The sequence below is a fragment of the Nitrococcus mobilis Nb-231 genome (genome assembly GCF_000153205.1).
GTDB lineage: Bacteria > Pseudomonadota > Gammaproteobacteria > Nitrococcales > Nitrococcaceae > Nitrococcus > Nitrococcus mobilis.
In genome coordinates, this window is sequence record NZ_CH672427.1 from 2,745,341 (window position 1) to 2,761,612 (window position 16,272).

A 16,272-nucleotide genomic window follows, 5' to 3' on the forward strand; every position below is an offset into this window, starting at 1 on the left:
ACGGTGCGGGGCTTGATGTAAGTGAGGTGCGTGTGGAGGGTGTAGCGGATGCCAAGCGGGGCACTACACTAGAGCGGATCGTCGTGGCGATGGATCAGGAGTCCGTCGACCAAGGTGTGATTTACCCGCCCCGGCAGTTCCCAGCCGAGGAAAGGGGAGTTCTTGGCTTGGCTGCGCAGCGTCTCCGGTGTGCACCACCACACCGCATCGGGATCGAAAATACATATATCAGCCGGTGCTCCTGGCGTTAAACACCCGGTTTCCAGGCCCAGAACCCGGGCCGGGTTGATGGTCACGCAAGCCAAGCCCTGGCGTAGATCGAAGACGCCCTCCTCGACCAGTCGTAACAGCAGCGAGAGCAGCGTATCGACCCCGCAAGCACCCGAGGCTGTGCTGGTGAAAGGACCGTTTTTGGCATCCGAATCATGGGGCTGATGATCAGAGCAGATGACCCCGATGGTCCCATCGTTCAGCGCGGCGCGAAGCGCTTTGCGATCGGCTATACTGCGCAGCGGTGGCTGTAGATGGAAGCGGGCGTCGAACTCAGCGCAGTCCGTCTCTGTTAGAAAAAGTTGATGAATGGCGACGTCCGCCGTTACCGGCAGCCCGCTGTTTTGGGCGCGCGCGATCAACTCTACGCCTTGCTGCGTTGACAGCCGCCCGAAATGAGTACGACCTTGTATATCCGCCACCAGGGCGAGGCTGCGACCCAGCTCGGCGAGCTCGGCCGTCGCTGGGATGCCCGGTATGCCGAGCCGGGTGGCGACGATTCCATCATGCAGGTAGCCGGCCTGTGAGAGCCAGGGATCGGCGGGCGTGAGCAGCACGGGTATCTCGAACGTTGCGGCATACTCGAGTGCGCGCTGCAGCACCAGAGTATCGCGTATGGTGTGGCCCGCATCGGTCATAGCGGCGCAGCCGGCTTGCTGCAGCGCGACCATTTCACTGAGCCGCTCGCCGGCGAGCCCCAAGGTCAGCGCGCCGAGGGGCAGCACTCGGACGCTGTTAGCCTCCTGCGCCCGGCGGTGCATCAATTCCACCACCGAAGGGGTATCCATCACGGGATGGGTATCGGGTAGGCAGGCTAGCGTAGTGATGCCACCCGCTGCGCCGGCACGGGTCTCGCTGGCGATGGTTGCCTTGTGCTCCGCCCCTGGTTCGCCCAGGCGCGTGGCAAGATCGATCAACCCGGGGCAAACGATTTGACCGGTGGCATCGATTTCGAGGTCTACGGTGAGATCGGTCGGGGACTCACCGACGGCCAGAATACGTCCGTCCGCGACCACTACTTCGGCCAACTCATCGCGACCGCTGGCCGGGTCGATCACCCGGCCCCCATGGATACGAATCCGATTCATGCCGGTTCCCGAGGCATTTCTTGGTAGACTCCAAGCGTCATGGACATGACCGCCATGCGTACCGCGATGCCATTGGTTACCTGTTCGAGAATGACTGAGCGCGGGCCTTCGGCGACGCGCGAGTCGATTTCCACACCCCGGTTGATGGGGCCGGGATGCATGACGATGGCGTCCGGTTTCGCGGCAGCCAGTTTATCCTCGGTCAAGCCATAGATTCGGAAATACTCGGGCTCGCTCGGCAACAGCGCACCCTGCATACGTTCGCGTTGCAGCCTGAGCATCATCACCACATCCGCCTCCTGCAGCCCCAGGCGCATGTCGTGGAAAACGCGTACCCCCAAGCTTTCGATGTCACGTGGCAGCAACGTGCGCGGTGCGATGACTCGAATTTCCCCGGTCCCCAGCGCGCTGAGGGCGTGAATCTGCGAGCGGGCCACGCGAGAGTGCATCACATCGCCCACGATCGCGATGATGAGTGGTTCGAAGTCGCCTTTGTGACGGCGGATGGTGAAGGCATCCAACATGGCCTGAGTGGGATGGGCGTGGCGACCGTCGCCGGCATTCAACACGCTGACGCCTGGCCCGACGTGCCGCGCCACGTAGTCAGCGGCGCCGCTCTCGGCGTGGCGGACTACGAACATGTCGGCTTGCATTGCCTCGAGGTTGCGCAACATATCCAGCAGGCTCTCACCTTTTACGCTCGTAGTAGCTACGTTTACATTGAGCACGTCGGCGGAGAGGCGCTTGGCGGCTAGTTCGAAAGTGATGCGAGTCCGTGTGCTGGCCTCGAAGAACAAATTGATCACCGTTCGCCCGCGCAGTAAGGGGACCTTCTTGACCGATTTGTCGATTACCCCCGCGAACGACTCGGCCGTATCGAGGATCTGCAGCAGCAGCTGGCGCGGAAGGCCTTCGGTAGTCAAAAAATGCCGTAATCGCCCATCGGCATGGAGCTGCGTAGTCATGTGCGGCCCCGCTCGATACTCAGCTTGAGCGGTGAAGGTCCCAGCAGTTTGATCTGCTCTGCCGGATTCAGCTTGAGATGCGCGCCTACGACATCCGCCGCAATGGGCAGCTCGCGGCCGCCTCGGTCCACGAGCACGGCCAGGCGTACCGCCGCCGGTCGCCCGTAGTCGAAAATCTCGTTGAGCGCCGCGCGAACCGTGCGCCCGCTATAGAGTACATCGTCGATCAGGATGATCAGGCAGCCGTCCACATCGAAGGGCAGATGGGAGGGTTGCACGCGGGGATGCACCCCGATGCGGCCGAAATCGTCCCGGTGAAAATGGATATTAAGAGCCCCGATCGGGCTCGCCAGACCGAGTAGCCGATGCAGGCGCTCGGCAAGCCAGACTCCCCCGGTGTGGATGCCGATTAAGGCGACCGGCTGCTCCGGGTCGCGCCACGCAACAAGCGCGCGCAGCGCTTGACTCATGTCGGTAAGGAGGTGGTCCACCTCGGGCAACGACTTCATAGTAGCCTTTGCTCGTTGAGCCAGGTCTCGAGAATAATTTGTGCGGCGAATTGATCGACGAGCGCTTTGCCGGTGGTGCCTCGTAGGCGTCGCCCGGTGGCTTGCAGCCGTGCGCGCGCTTCATGCGAAGACAGGCGTTCGTCTACTTGGTGGACGGGTAGCCCGCCGCGCTGCTCCAACCGCTGCGCGAAGGCAACGGCCTGTAGTGTGGTTTCCGAGGCCGAGCCGTCCGTGTGGCGGGGAATACCCACGACCAGCGCAGTGGGTTGCCAAGCCTCGATGAGGTGGAGCAACGCGGCCCAGTCCGGCTGGCCTTGCCGACAACGTAAGGTAGTCACTGGCCTTGCGCCGCCGGTCAGAGGCTGCCCGACCGCGACACCCAAGCGGCGCCAGCCATAGTCGAAACCTAAATAAATCTGTGTAGACACCAGCTTATTGCGGCTCAGGCGTGCCCGGTATCCGACGAGAGCAGGGTCAAATCCACTCCCAGTAGTCGAGCGGCCGCTCGCCAGCGCTCCGGCCCGTCCCGTTCGAAGATGATGGTGGGGTCGGGTGGGCCGCTCAACCAGGCGTTCTGCGCCATCTCGTATTCCAATTGGCCGGTGCCCCAACCAGCATAGCCAAGGGCGACCAGGTACTGCTTTGGCCCTTCGCCTTGCGCCAGCGCCTCCAGAATATCCCGCGATGTGGTGATCGTCACCTCCTCGGAAACGCGCAGCGATGAATCCCACTTGCCCGCCGGCGAATGCAGCACAAAGCCGCGTTCGCGTTGCACCGGGCCGCCCACGTATACAGGTTGTGCACCGATCGTCCTAGGTGCTTCGCCGAATCCCATATGGGTGAACAGTTCGGCGAGCGTCAGCTCCGAGGGTCGATTGATCACGATGCCCAACGCCCCGTCAGCATTATGCTCGCAGATGTACGCCACCGTCTGGGCGAAGTTCGGATCGGACAGTGCCGGCATCGCGATCAGAAAATGATTGGTCAGGTCGCTGGGCTTGTCCATAGACGAAGTATCCGACAGTCTGGCGAGTTCATACAAGCGCCATCAAGCGCAATGAAGCCGTTCAGTGGGGATAGAAATGGCGCGCGTCATCGAATTCCCAGCTTCGCGTAATGACCAGCAAGTCACGGCCTTGGAGCACCGTCTTGGGGATTTTCGCGTACGGCTCCGCTAATTTTACGATGCGCTTGGCGGCCTCGTTCAAAATATTGAAAGGTGAGGGGGCCAGCACGTTGATCGAGAAGACGCTGCCGTCCGGACGCAACGCGACTTCAAGGATGAGTCGCCCCGAGAGGTCACGCTCACGGGCCTCGCGCGGATAATTGAGATTACCGATGCGTTCGACCTTCTCTATCCATTGCCGCATGTATTCTGCAGCGGCGTGGGAATGGGTCCGGGCATCGATGTGCTGCTCGCTGGGATATTGGGCGCTAACGCTTTCCACAATGCTCGAGAGTTCCCTGCGGGCCGCCACGTGGACACTGGTATCGAGGATACCCGCCATGTTGAGGTGCGGCGTCGGCTTCGATAAGGGAGCGGCTTTGGGGGGCGCAGGCTTTTTGGATTCGACGGGACGGGTTTGTTCATCTTGTTTATGCGGTGGTTTTACCGCTCCTGGGGTCGCCTCCGCGTGAGCGGCCGCCGAGGTTGGTTGCCGCTCGTGGGGTTTGGTTTTGAGGATGGTTCTGCCACCCCCATTTTGATTGGCCTGTGCCAAGAAATCGAAATCCCGCGGTGGGGATTCCTGGGGCCGTTGGGCTAAGGTGATCTCGATTGGCGGCGTTATCCGGCGGGTGCGCTCGACCTGCCAGGTAAACCCAAGCCCCAGCAAGACCATCAGGTGCAGGGCGAGCGAGAGCAAAAAGATTAATGGGAGGCGCGCATGGAGGCCAACCTGGGACGCGCCGTTGGTCATTGGCATAACATCCTCTTGCCTGCCTAAACACCGTGCTGAACAGGTCGATCCGTGCGGGCGCAGCGTAGCACAGTCGGGTCGATCATCTCCGCCATGTGCGTCACATGTTTGCTCGATCGTTCTGGAGGTATTGCTCGATTAGGTCGAAGAGCTTGCCGCTGATGTTGATGCCGTAGTGGGCATCGAGCTCGCGCACGCAGGTAGGGCTGGTGACGTTAATTTCGGTCAGATAATCGCCAATGACATCAAGGCCTACGAACAGCAAGCCACGTTCGCGTAGCGCCGGCGCTACCTGCTCGCAGATCCAGCGATCCCGATCGCTGAGCTCGATGCCCTCGCCGCGGCCGCCGGCGGCGATATTGCCGCGGGTCTCGCCATGGGCTGGAATCCTTGCCAGCACATAAGGGACCGGTTCACCCGCTACTAGCAGAATCCGTTTGTCGCCGGAGCGAATCTCCTCGATGTAGCGCTGGGCCATCAGCTGACGCCGACCGTGATCGCTCAGGGTCTCGATGATCACGCTGGTATTCGGGTCGCCCTGCTCGAGCACGAAAACGGATTCCCCACCCATGCCATGCAGCGGCTTGAGGACCGCTTTGCCTTGTTCATGGATGAAACCGCGCAGCTCATCGGCTGCCGCACTCACCAGGGTGGGTGCGCAGCATTGCGGGAAATGAGTGGCAAAGAGCTTCTCTTGCGCATCACGCAGCCCCTGTGGACGGTTGACCACCAGTGTCCCGGCACGCTCCGCCGCCTCCAGGATATAGGTCGCATAGAGATATTCGTTGCTTACCGGCGGATCCTTGCGCATGAGAATCACTTCGAGCTCGGCCAGCGGATGGCGCTGGCGTTTACCCAGCTCGTACCAGCGATGGCGATCGTCCTGGACATGTAACTCGGAGCTATTACCCCAGGCCTGCCCGTCGCGCAACGAGAGATCGCCGAGCTCCAGGTAACGAATAGCCCAGCCGCGGCGTTCGGCTTCCAGGAGCATGGCGAGCGTCGTATCTTTGTAGGGCGTAATGGAGCCGATGGGATCCATCACCACGCCCAGTTTGATCATCGAGTTAGACCTTCCCTGTGGTGACGCCATCGGCAAGCTCTCGGGCTGCGGTCAGCAACGCCAACCGAGCAACCACCCCGTAGGCGTGCAAGCGGTTGGATTCGGCATCGGGGGCGTGGTAGGGATCCGGATCGATACGGCGGCCGATCGATGGCGTTGGTCGTGTATTTGAGGCGGATCTCCTCGAACAATGCACGCACATTGCTGGTCAAACATTCCTCACGCGCATGCCACTTGGAATTGTTCTCTCCGCCATAGCGATGCAGTGGTGTAATCAGCCACGGATCGATATGGATCAGTTCACAGAATTCCTTTACCACCCAGCGATAATAATCGAAATAGTCGCTTTTGCGCCGCTTCGTCGAATCTAACGCAAGCGGAGGTATTACAGGCTGCTCCAGCGCTTCGAGCATAGCTGAGTGGCTGCCGGAGAGATCGTTGTTGCGCAGCATGAGGCCGTGCCCGAAGCCCGCCACGCCTAGACGCGCGCCGGGGCGCACCAGCGGTTCCAAGGTGACTCGGCGTCCGCTGGGCAAATCGAACGGGGTGACTGTGCTAATGGCGGGCCGCAACGAGCCGCTACATAGGGCATAACCGGCAGTAACCAAGAGTGCGTACAACGGGGCGAGGTTTTCTAGGTAGAACAGGTTGCGGATATGGCTGTTGGGCACGATAAGGATATTGTGCGCGCTTGCGCAGCCCCGCTCCATAGCGGATTGGATGGCGCGCACACAAAGTGGCTGGAACTCGGAGTTAAGCTTATTGAAGCCCGCCGGAAACAAATTGATGTCAACCGGCGCCAGTTTGACGCCGGCGTTACGCAGATCGACCGAGGCATAGAACGGGGCCGGCGTGCGTTGCCAGTGTCGACGCAGCCAACTCTCGATGGTGCTCTGATTCGCGAGCAGCAGCGCTTCGACCCGGTGGAGAGGGCCGGTTAAGGCCGTGGTGAGATGCGCAACGGCCGGTGTGGGCATGGTCAGCATATTTGCCTCGTATGCGGCTACCAGCGCGGCGTCAGTTTGATCGACATGCTCTTGGCTCCAGGGTGTCAATTATCCGACGGAGCAATGAGGCTCGGTAAATTGGGGCGTGGGCAAATGCTACTTGAACTCGGAATTATCACGCAATCAGGTGGCGAACCGGGCAATTTCAGCCATGCGATCGTCATGACGCTAGAATAGATAAGGGGACAGCAGGTGGACCAAGCTATCAATAATACCGATTTGGCTGGCCTCAAGGTGATGGTCATCGATGATAGCAAGACCATTCGGCGTACGGCCGAGACCCTTCTCAAGCAGGCGGGCTGCGAGGTGATTACCGCGACGGACGGCTTTGAGGCACTGGGGAAAATCGCCGATCACCATCCGAGGATCATCTTCGTCGATATCATGATGCCGCGGCTCGATGGCTACCAAACCTGCGCGCTTATCAAGCACAACCGGATATTCAAAGAAACCCCGGTCATTATGCTATCCAGCAAGGACGGTCTGTTCGATCGGGCCCGAGGGCGCATCGTCGGCTCCGACCAGTATCTGACCAAACCATTTACCCGAGAGGAGCTGCTGGCTGCGATACGGCGTCATCGAGACAAGGCCGCTTGAGCGCGCCACCGCTGCGAGCCGGCAGCGTGCCGCCTTCGCACCATAACGCCGTGGATCTCTCGATTGTCCGGTCGGCCCCAAGTGAGCCTTACTAAAATGCTAACGCCCATGCCAAGGGAGTACTGCGAATGACCCGGATACTCATTGTGGATGACTCGCCCACGGAGACCCACATCCTCAAGACCATGCTGGAGAAACATGGTTTTGCGGTCAGTATCGCCGTCGATGGCGATCAAGGCATGAGCAAAGCGCGCGACGAACAGCCGGATCTGATTCTGATGGACATCGTAATGCCGGGCGTCAACGGTTTTCAGGCTACCCGCAAGCTCTCCAAGGATTCGGCGACCGCTTCGATCCCGATCGTGATGATCTCTACCAAGGACCAAGACACCGATCAGCTCTGGGCTAAGCGCCAAGGCGCTTTGGACTACATCGTCAAGCCGGTGACCGAAGCGGAGCTGCTAGCAAAAATCGGCCCGGTACTGAAACGCAGAGGCAGCACAAATGGTTAGCCGACAGAGCGCGCCCACACACCCCTTCGAACTGCTCGCCAGGCTTGAGCGGCTAGCTCGCGCGCATCGCGCCGAATCGGCGGATCGGGAAAAGAAGCGGGATGAATGGCGCGGAGTGGGATTTCGCCTCGGCGGGCAGCGTTTCGTCGCGCCGTTGGGTGAAGTCGTCGAGATCCTGACGCCGCCCCGTGTCGCCCGTGTCCCGCATACCAAAAGCTGGGTATCTGGAGTCGCCAACGTGCGTGGCAATCTCCTGCCGATCATGGACCTCAATGCTTATCTCGGCAAGGGTCCGATTAACCTAAATCGACTCTCGCGGGTGCTGGTCATCGAACGGGAAGCCGGTTTCACCGGTTTGTTGGTCGATGAGGTGCTAGGGATGTGTCATTTCCTCTACCCGGAGCAATGGCGGGTACTCGTCGACCCCGGCATGGAGCAGGTGGCGCCTTATTTAGATGGCGTTTTGCACCGCGACGGCAGCGATTGGTTGATTTTCCGCCTGACGCGGCTGACGCAGCACCCGAAGTTTCTCAAGGTGGCGGCTTGAATCCAGTATTCCAATAGAGCGACTGGATGCCAAGGCGACCGATAAACGCAGTTGGCCATGACTTAATCGCATCAACGGAGCCAGCGTCTTCCACGGAGGGGTAAAACCATGAAGACGTCACTACAACCACGGCAGGCGGTAGGGCTGCGCAGGACAGCGCATATTCTCGCCGTTCTGGTTATTCTCGCGACCCTGCTGATGACCGCGAGCCTCGGTTACGTAGTCTATTACGGAAAATTTGCTCGGGAGTCCATCTCGCGGGTCGAAGCGATTCGAGTACAAGCCCAGCAGATCGTCCAGCACACGGCCGAAGCGGTCGACGGTAACGCCAAGGCCTTCGATCGGTTGCAACAGGCCAGGGACGAGCTTCAAGTTAACGTCGAGGCGCTGGCCGCGGCTAAGTCGGTCACCGATCGACAGGTCTCATCCCGGACCGTAGAGGCTTTGCACGATGTGGCTCAACCTTGGCAGAAGATGCGCGGCGAGATCGATACCATTCTCAAGGGCCGCGATCAAGTGCTTGCTGCCGCCTCGGGTATGGGGGCTAAGAATACCCTTGCGCCCGCCCCGGAGCTGATTCAAGTGCAGCAGGCTGCGGAGGCAATTGCCGTCGGCTCCGATAAGCTTCTCGCCCGTGTTGATACGCTGGCCGGCGTCTACCGTAACCTCGAGGATGCGCGTCCGGTCAAGGGTTGGCACGGCGTGGTTTTCGGCGTGTTTGCCTTGATCCTGCTGACATTGCGGGGCGTTGTCTCCTGGCGTTTGTCCCAGAGGGAGCTGCGGGCGGCCGAGGAGGCGCGTGCGCGAGCCGACGAACAGAGCAATAAAACTCAAGCAGCTATCCGCGTCCTGCTCGACGAGATCGAAGGTCTGCGGGAAGGCGATCTTACGGTACAGGCCTCGGTGGGTGAGGCGTTCACCGGCGCCATCGGCGATGCCTTCAACGACGCTATTGAAGAGCTGCGCGGTTTGGTGGCTACGATCAATGAGATCTCAGGAAAAGTCTCTTCCGCCGCGCAGCAGACCCAGGCGACGGCCATGCATCTAGCCGAGGCCTCCGATCACCAGGCGCACCAGATTACAGGCGCCTCGGCGGCGGTCAGCGAGATGGCGGTGTCAATCGATCAGGTCTCACGTAATGCCGAGGAGTCCTCCCAGGTCGCACAACAGGCCGTGGAGATCGCGCTCAAGGGCGCGGCTACGGTCAAACGAACCATCGCCCAGATGGATAACACCCGCGAACAGATCCAGGAGACCTCGAAGCGAATCAAGCGGCTGGGCGAGAGTTCGCAGGAAATTGGCAATATCGTCGAGTTGATCAACGATATCGCCGACCAAACCAACATCCTGGCATTGAACGCCTCGATTCAGGCGGCTATGGCAGGTGAGTCCGGTCGCGGCTTCGCTGTGGTAGCCGATGAAGTCCAGCGGCTAGCCGAACGCTCCGGTAATGCGACCAAGCAGATCGAAGGTTTGGTGAAAACCATTCAGGCGGACACCAACGAGGCGGCGATCTCGATGGAGCAGAGTACCACCGGTGTGGTCGCCGGTGCGCGCCAAGCCGAGGAGGCCGGCGATGCGTTGCACGAGATCGAGAATGTCTCTCAGCACTTGGCGGGTTTGATTCGCAGTATCTCCGAGGCGTCGCGGCAACAGGCCAATGCCGCGGGCAATATCTCCGATTCGATGAACGTCATTCAGGAGATCACCTCCCAGACCTCGGCAGGGACTAACGAGACGGCGAGCTCGATCGGTAACCTGGCGGATCTGGCCGCGGAGCTGCGTGGTTCCGTAGCCGGCTTTAAGTTGCCCGGTCAGCGTGAGGCACAAAATTAAGCGAGGCTTGCGGATATGCTTGCGTATCGTTTTTGGTGGGGCCTATTTCCAGGTTGCGCTCAGCGCGCCTTGGCTTGTGCAGGATGACCGTCGCCGCGACGCGCGCGGGAAGCGTTAATACGCCCTGGTGATGTGATCATGAATAAACAGACTGATTTCGATTACGATTACAGCGCCCTTGGGTGGGTTAAAAATGAGCTCGATGCGACCCTGCGCCAAGCGGCCGAAGCTCTAGAATCGTGTGCCGAGAACTCGACCGATCGCGCCGAGTTGCAGCGCTGCATCACAAGCCTGCATCAGGTGCGCGGCATACTGCAGATATTGGAGCTCCATGGCGCGGCGGCGCTCGCCGAGGAGATGGAGCAGCTCGGTCAGGCGCTGTTGGTCGACCCTTCGATGGGCGGCGAGCTGGCTCAGGAAACCCTGATGCGGGCCATCCTGCAGCTCCAGGACTATCTGGAGCGGGTAGTGAGCGGGCAGCCGGATGCCACCATCCTGCTGCTGCCGCTGATCAACGAGCTAAGGAGCGCGCGCGGCGCTCCCATTATCGCCGAGAGCGCACTGTTTGCCCCGCATCTGAAGCTATTGTGCGAGCAGCCGGAGCAGTCGCGGTGGCCGAGAGACGGCACCGACAGCGTGACGTTAACGGCTCGTCGGATGCGCTCGTTTTATCAGCGTGGACTGTTGGCCTATCTCCGGGGGCAAGACCCAGCGAGCGGGTTGAATCAAATGCGCGAGGCCTTGCTGGCTATGGATCAGGCCAGTCCCGATGATCGTGACGGCACTTTGTGGTGGCTTGCAGCTGGATTGATCGACGTGTTGGATGCCGGGGAACTCGTTGAGCATGCGGCCGCGGCGCGCCGTCTGCTGAGTCAAGTGGAGCACCAGTTCAAAGCGGCGCTGGAAAGCGGTGCCGGGGTCGCCATGGCCGAGGATCTATTGCGTGGCTTGCTCTACCATCTGGCTCTGGTCAGTCCGGTGACGGAGCGAGTAGCGGCAATCCAGACATTCTACGATCTTCCGAGCCTGATGGCCGAGCACGCCCGGATCAAGCAAAGTCGTGAGCGGTTGTTCGGCCCGGGTCGCGATGCCTTGGTCGGTGTAGCCCGTGCTATCTGCGAGGATCTGGCCCATGTGCAAGATACCCTCGACCTGCATGCCCGTGGCAGCGTTCGCAATGCCGAGGATTTGACCACCACCGCCGATTCGCTGAGCCGTATTGCCGACACGCTGGGGGTCATCGGCCTGGCTGACGCCTGCAGTTTGGTGCAGGAGCAGGCGGTGCAGGTGCGTGCGCTGCATGACGAGGGAGGTCTAGAGAATCACCGCGCTTTGCAGGTGGCCGAGGCATTGCTCTATGTAGAATCATCGCTTGCCAATCTGGTGGACGGTCGCCAGCAAGTGGGGCAGGACGACGATGATGAGGTGGGCGCCGCGCAGGGAGCGATCGAGGAGAGCGAGTATCGGCCGGTGTTCATCCAGGCCATCAGCGAGGCGATCACTGAGCTTGGCTATCTCAAAGAGTCGATTGTCCAGTTTGTCGAAAGCGGCGAACGCCAGCGTTTAGAGAGCATCGAACGGCGCTTTGGTGCTGTGCGGGGCAGCCTGATTCTGTTGGAGTTGGAGCGGGTTCCGGAGTTGATCGGGACAACCGAGCATTGCCTGCGTGAGTGTATGCTTAGTACCGCGGAGTTCCCCTCGCCGCAGATACTTGAGGCGCTCGCCGATGCGATCACGGGTGTTGAGTATTACCTGGAGGCAATGCGGGACGGCCGTCCGTACGGCGAGCAGGGTCTCGATGTGAGCGAGGATCGGTTGCGCTGCCTGGTTGGTTTGAGCCCGGGCTCCGGGGAAGCCTCCCAGGCGTTTGCCAGCGAGCCAGCGCCTGCCGTGGCGGAGGAGGCCCGTTCATCGCGCGCGCCCCCGGCGGTTGCCGAGCAGTCGATGTTTTTAGCGGACGCTGGTATCGACTCCTCTAAGAAACGCGGTCGAGTTGATCCAGAAGTACCGGTTTGGGGCGAACAGGTCGATCCGGAGATTCTAGAGATTTTTCTTGAGGAAGCCGACGAGGTCCTGGACACCCTGAGAGAGGTGTTTCCGCGCTGGCAGCGGGAGGTCGACGATACCGAGGCGCTGCTGACGATACGGCGTTTGTTCCATACTCTCAAGGGCAGCGGTCGGTTGGCCGGCGCGCTGTTGCTCGGTGAGCTCGCCTGGTCCGTGGAGAATCTGCTCAATCGGGTCCTCGATCATACCTTGGAGCCCTCGTCGCAGGTATACGCTAGCGTGGCCGAGGCTTTGAGCGTGATTCCCGAACTCATCACGGAGCTGCGCGACGCCACTTCCCCAAGCTGCGATGCCCGGCACTTGATACGCAAGATTTCGATACTGAGCGAGCCCACGCGGCATAACGAGCTGGCCGATCTAACTCCTGGAGCCGCCGGTGCGGCGGAACACTCGGCCAAGACTGAGCGGGGGACTGTTCGGCAAGAGCCTGCCGTCTCAGCGCCATGTGAGCCCGGCCACGCGATGCGGGCGACGCCCGCGCGCGGTGAGTCCGCGCGAGCCGAGAGCGATGCCGAGGCACTGCGTGTGGCGAGGAGTGCGGTCGAAACGCTCGGCAAGACCGGTGACGCGCGATTGGATCCAGTCCTCTACGAGATCTTTGGCAAGGAGACCGGGGATCATCTGGGCTGCATAGAGGAGTTTTTGGCGGAGTGTGAAAAATCGAACACTGGTCAATGTCGGGTTGCCGAGCGTCTTGCGCGCTCGTTGCATACTTTGACGGGCAGTGCGCGGATGGCGCAGGTCGGTCCCATAGCCCAGGTGGGCCGCGAGCTCGAGGAGCTCGTCTCCAGCCGCTATGCCGAGGGCCGCGCATTGGATGCCCCCGATCAAGCCGTGCTCAAACGGGGGGCGCGGGTGATACGGGCGGTCGTCGAAGCCCTGGGTCGAGAGGGGGCGGAACTGCCCGATGTCTCGGAGCTGGTGCGGGACATTGGGACCCGTAGGGCCGCCCTGCCCAAGTCGGCTGCCAAGCACGAGGATCGGTACGAGGCTGAATCATCATTGGCGCCTCCCGGGGCGGATGCGCTCGAAGCTCAGCCGATTGACGCGAATGAACCGGTGCCGAAAGGAGCGTCGGCAGCGCCGGCGCCCCCGCCCGTCCATCCCAGTCCCGAGGCGGCACGAGCACATACCCCGGGCCCTGTCTTCAGCCCCGTGAAACAGTCGGTAGAAGACGCGGAGTTGGTGCAGATCTTCCTCGAGGAAGCCGACGATATTCTGCGTTTTCTCGAAGGTGCAGTGGAGCGTTGGGAGGCAGCACCGGAGGATGAGGCTCGGGTGGCCGAACTGCACCGCTCGTTGCATACCCTAAAGGGGGGGGCACGGCTGGCTGGCTTCGAGGGCATCGGTCATCTCTGCCATGCGTTGGAAAGCGTGCTCGGTGATGTGGGAGCGCAGCGGGTACCTGCCGACGATAGGTTTTTTGATCTGCTCCACGCCAGCTTGGACCGACTGACCGATTTGCTGGAACAAGCCCATGGCGGCGAGCGCTCGTCGACACCGCAGGGGTTGATCGCACGGATCGAGGATCTGCGTGGCACCGGTGTCCCGCTGTCAGCGCCCCGCGGCGACCCGAACCGTGAATTGGTGGAGGTTTTTTTACAAGAGTCTGCCGATATCCTTGCCAACACGGAGACGTTGCTCTACGACTGGCGCCAGAATCCAGAAGCGTTTACCGGCGTGCCTGAGCTGCAGCGGGCCTTGTATACCCTCAAAGGGGGGGCCCGGATGGCGGGGTTCAAGCCGATCGCCGACCTCAGTCAAGGATTGGAGACCCTGCTCGAGGCGGTCGCAGAAGGCAAAGCTGAATTCGGTGAAGCACTGTTCGATGGATTGGAAAGCGCCAATGACCATCTGATGACTCTGCGTAGTACGGCTCTCAACGGGGCCTCTTTGCCTGACGTGCAGCAAGTGTTGGAGGGCCTTGCTCATTTACATCCAGGCGAGCGTGCAGTGGCCGCTGTCGAGCGGGCTGCGGGAGACACTGCACCGGCGGTGGACGAGGCCGAACAAGACAGCAGTCATGCGCCGCGCCGCCAGCCCGATCAGGTCCGGGTCCATTCCCAGCTGCTGGACAGCCTGGTCAATCTAGCTGGTGAAGTCAGTATCTATCGCAGCCGGTTAGAGCAGCAGGGGGGCGATATTGTATTCAATCTGGCGGAGCTGGGGCAGACAGTGGCCCGTCTGCGTGAGCAGCTCCGTGCCTTGGAGATCGAGACCGAAGCCCAGATTCTCTATCGCTTCGAGCGCGAGCATGGCCCAACTGATCCAGGGAGTTTCGATCCCCTAGAGCTGGATCGCTTCTCGCGAATCCAAGAGCTCTCCCGCGCACTGAGCGAGAGCGTTAACGATCTCACCAATATCCAGGGCAGTCTGAACAACCTCAACCGCGAGAGTGAGACCCTGTTGCTGCAGCAGTCACGCGTGAATACCGAGCTACAGGACGGTCTCATGCACACTCGGATGGTGCCCTTCGCCAATTTGGTACCGCGCATGCGCCGGGTGGTGCGCCAAGCCTGTGAGGAACTCGGCAAGCGGGCCCAGCTCAAGGTTTTCGGAGCCCAGGGAGAGATGGACCGTACTGTGCTCGAGCGTCTTATCCCACCATTGGAGCACATGTTGCGCAATGCTGTGGCGCATGGAATCGAGGCCCCTGCCGTACGCGGCAGTTTTGGCAAAGCCGAGCTCGGCACGATTTGCGTAGCTTTGGAGCGCGAGGGAGCCGATGTCACGATCCGGGTCAGTGATGACGGCGCTGGCCTGAATCTGAATGCCATCCGCAGCAAGGCCATCAGCCAGGGGTTGATGAGTGAAGGATCGATGCTCTCCGATAAAGAGATCATGCAGTTCGTGCTCGAACCCGGGTTCAGCACGGCCGAGAAAGTAACGCAAATTGCGGGGCGCGGTGTTGGTCTGGATGTGGTCAACGCCGAGATCAAGCAGTTTGGCCGCAGCCTCGAGATCGACTCGGAGCTGGGTGTGGGGACTCAATTCACCGCCCGTATGCCTTTCACTTTAGCACTCAACCAGGCATTACTCTGCCAAACGGGCGAAGAAGTCTACGCGATTCCGCTCTCCAGCATCGAGGGGGTGGTACGCGTGGGACAAGACGAGCTGCGCGATATTTACACCAGCGCAGACAATGGTTTTTATTCTTATGCTGGCGCGCGTTACGAGGTTCGCAGTTTGGCTGTCATGCTGGGTGTCGGTGATGGTCGTCCGCCGCCCGAACGGCCACGAGTGCCGCTGATTCTGGTTCAGGCCGGAGATCATCGCACCGCTCTGCAGGTGGATGCTCTGTTAGGTCGGCGCGAGATAGTGGTCAAATCCGCCGGTCTGCAGATCAGTCGGGTGCCGGGGCTGCTCGGTGCCACGATATTGGCTGACGGCCGCGTGGTTTTCATCCTCGATGTCGGCGCTCTGGCTCGCTATGACATCGGCTCAAGCGATGAGGACGAGGCCGATGAGTGGCCCATTGCGGCTATGCCCTCGCGCCGGAAGCGCCCGTGGGTGATGGTGGTTGACGACTCGATCACCATGCGCAAGGTGGCGACTCGGCTCCTGCAACGCAATGAGATCGATGTGATCACGGCCAAAGACGGAGTCGATGCCGTAGCCGCGCTGCAGGACGTGGTCCCCGATGCAATGCTACTCGATATCGAGATGCCGCGGATGGATGGTTACGAACTGGCCACTCATATGCGCAATGACGAGCGCCTGCGCGCGGTGCCGATCATCGTCATTACCTCCCGCACCGGCGATAAGCACCGGTTAAAGGCCACGGAGATCGGCGTGGATCGCTATCTTGGCAAACCCTACCAGGAAAGCGAACTGTTGGCGGCTTTGCACGAGCTGCTGACCCCGACCCAGTCACACGCATAGGCCGCAAGGA

13 protein-coding genes are annotated in these 16,272 nt (G+C 60.9%); 5 read left to right on the top strand and 8 right to left on the bottom strand.

What is annotated here, in order from left to right:
• Window positions 1-68 precede the first annotated feature (68 nt).
• From NB231_RS12495 to NB231_RS12530, 8 genes are all read right to left on the bottom strand, one after another.
• Complete coding sequence (locus tag NB231_RS12495; protein ID WP_005003404.1) at window positions 69-1,358, bottom strand: dihydroorotase; 1,290 nt, start codon at window positions 1,356-1,358, stop codon at window positions 69-71.
• Entirely contained in the window at window positions 1,355-2,323 is a 969-nt protein-coding gene (locus tag NB231_RS12500; protein WP_005003406.1) for an aspartate carbamoyltransferase catalytic subunit, read from the bottom strand. The genes NB231_RS12495 and NB231_RS12500 overlap by 4 nt, the downstream gene beginning before the upstream one ends.
• Window positions 2,320-2,832, bottom strand: a complete 513-nt coding sequence (pyrR, locus tag NB231_RS12505; protein ID WP_005003407.1) for a bifunctional pyr operon transcriptional regulator/uracil phosphoribosyltransferase PyrR — start codon at window positions 2,830-2,832, stop codon at window positions 2,320-2,322. Before pyrR ends, NB231_RS12500 begins: the two co-directional genes overlap by 4 nt.
• The gene (gene ruvX / locus NB231_RS12510) at window positions 2,829-3,260 is read right to left on the bottom strand and encodes a Holliday junction resolvase RuvX (RefSeq protein WP_005003411.1); all 432 of its coding nucleotides are present in this window, start codon (window positions 3,258-3,260) and stop codon (window positions 2,829-2,831) included. Before ruvX ends, pyrR begins: the two co-directional genes overlap by 4 nt.
• Window positions 3,261-3,274: 14 nt before the next feature.
• Entirely contained in the window at window positions 3,275-3,838 is a 564-nt protein-coding gene (locus NB231_RS12515; protein WP_005003413.1) for a YqgE/AlgH family protein, read from the bottom strand.
• Window positions 3,839-3,899: 61 nt separating this feature from the next.
• A complete protein-coding gene (locus NB231_RS12520) occupies window positions 3,900-4,751 on the bottom strand; it encodes an energy transducer TonB (RefSeq protein ID WP_005003415.1) in 852 nt (283 codons plus the stop codon).
• Between the two features lie 100 nt (window positions 4,752-4,851).
• Window positions 4,852-5,814, bottom strand: coding sequence for a glutathione synthase (gene gshB / locus NB231_RS12525; RefSeq protein ID WP_005003418.1), 963 nt, complete (start codon window positions 5,812-5,814; stop codon window positions 4,852-4,854).
• A complete protein-coding gene (locus NB231_RS12530; protein ID WP_050756106.1) occupies window positions 5,811-6,800 on the bottom strand; it encodes a glutamate--cysteine ligase in 990 nt (329 codons plus the stop codon). Before NB231_RS12530 ends, gshB begins: the two co-directional genes overlap by 4 nt.
• A 258-nt stretch (window positions 6,801-7,058) precedes the next feature.
• On the opposite strand from NB231_RS12530, the gene NB231_RS12535 reads away from it, so the two are divergent.
• The 5 genes from NB231_RS12535 (at window position 7,059) to NB231_RS12555 (ending at window position 16,262) form a co-directional block, all read left to right on the top strand.
• Window positions 7,059-7,418, top strand: a complete 360-nt coding sequence (locus tag NB231_RS12535; protein WP_050756171.1) for a response regulator — start codon at window positions 7,059-7,061, stop codon at window positions 7,416-7,418.
• Window positions 7,419-7,546: 128 nt separating this feature from the next.
• Complete coding sequence (locus NB231_RS12540; RefSeq protein ID WP_005003424.1) at window positions 7,547-7,930, top strand: response regulator; 384 nt, start codon at window positions 7,547-7,549, stop codon at window positions 7,928-7,930.
• Window positions 7,923-8,477, top strand: coding sequence for a chemotaxis protein CheW (locus NB231_RS12545; RefSeq protein ID WP_005003427.1), 555 nt, complete (start codon window positions 7,923-7,925; stop codon window positions 8,475-8,477). Before NB231_RS12540 ends, NB231_RS12545 begins: the two co-directional genes overlap by 8 nt.
• 108 nt (window positions 8,478-8,585) lie before the next feature.
• Window positions 8,586-10,313: a methyl-accepting chemotaxis protein gene (locus NB231_RS12550; RefSeq protein WP_005003428.1), complete on the top strand. Its 1,728-nt coding sequence runs from the start codon at window positions 8,586-8,588 to the stop codon at window positions 10,311-10,313.
• A 138-nt stretch (window positions 10,314-10,451) separates the two neighbouring features.
• Window positions 10,452-16,262 carry an Hpt domain-containing protein gene (locus tag NB231_RS12555; RefSeq protein WP_005003430.1) on the top strand — a complete coding sequence of 1,937 codons (5,811 nt, stop codon included), beginning with the start codon at window positions 10,452-10,454 and terminating at the stop codon, window positions 16,260-16,262.
• Window positions 16,263-16,272 lie beyond the last annotated feature (10 nt).

What these genes read in the sequence shown, in the direction of transcription:
- pyrR (WP_005003407.1), bottom strand. Translation starts at nt 2,832, where the DNA reads ATGAAGTCGTTGCCCGAGGTGGACCACCTCCTTACCGACATGAGTCAA.
- NB231_RS12550 (WP_005003428.1), top strand. Translation starts at nt 8,586, where the DNA reads ATGAAGACGTCACTACAACCACGGCAGGCGGTAGGGCTGCGCAGGACA.
- gshB (WP_005003418.1), bottom strand. Translation starts at nt 5,814, where the DNA reads ATGATCAAACTGGGCGTGGTGATGGATCCCATCGGCTCCATTACGCCC.
- NB231_RS12530 (WP_050756106.1), bottom strand. Translation starts at nt 6,800, where the DNA reads ATGCTGACCATGCCCACACCGGCCGTTGCGCATCTCACCACGGCCTTA.
- NB231_RS12515 (WP_005003413.1), bottom strand. Translation starts at nt 3,838, where the DNA reads ATGGACAAGCCCAGCGACCTGACCAATCATTTTCTGATCGCGATGCCG.
- NB231_RS12555 (WP_005003430.1), top strand. Translation starts at nt 10,452, where the DNA reads ATGAATAAACAGACTGATTTCGATTACGATTACAGCGCCCTTGGGTGG.
- NB231_RS12545 (WP_005003427.1), top strand. Translation starts at nt 7,923, where the DNA reads ATGGTTAGCCGACAGAGCGCGCCCACACACCCCTTCGAACTGCTCGCC.
- NB231_RS12495 (WP_005003404.1), bottom strand. Translation starts at nt 1,358, where the DNA reads ATGAATCGGATTCGTATCCATGGGGGCCGGGTGATCGACCCGGCCAGC.
- NB231_RS12520 (WP_005003415.1), bottom strand. Translation starts at nt 4,751, where the DNA reads ATGACCAACGGCGCGTCCCAGGTTGGCCTCCATGCGCGCCTCCCATTA.
- NB231_RS12535 (WP_050756171.1), top strand. Translation starts at nt 7,059, where the DNA reads ATGGTCATCGATGATAGCAAGACCATTCGGCGTACGGCCGAGACCCTT.
- NB231_RS12500 (WP_005003406.1), bottom strand. Translation starts at nt 2,323, where the DNA reads ATGACTACGCAGCTCCATGCCGATGGGCGATTACGGCATTTTTTGACT.
- NB231_RS12540 (WP_005003424.1), top strand. Translation starts at nt 7,547, where the DNA reads ATGACCCGGATACTCATTGTGGATGACTCGCCCACGGAGACCCACATC.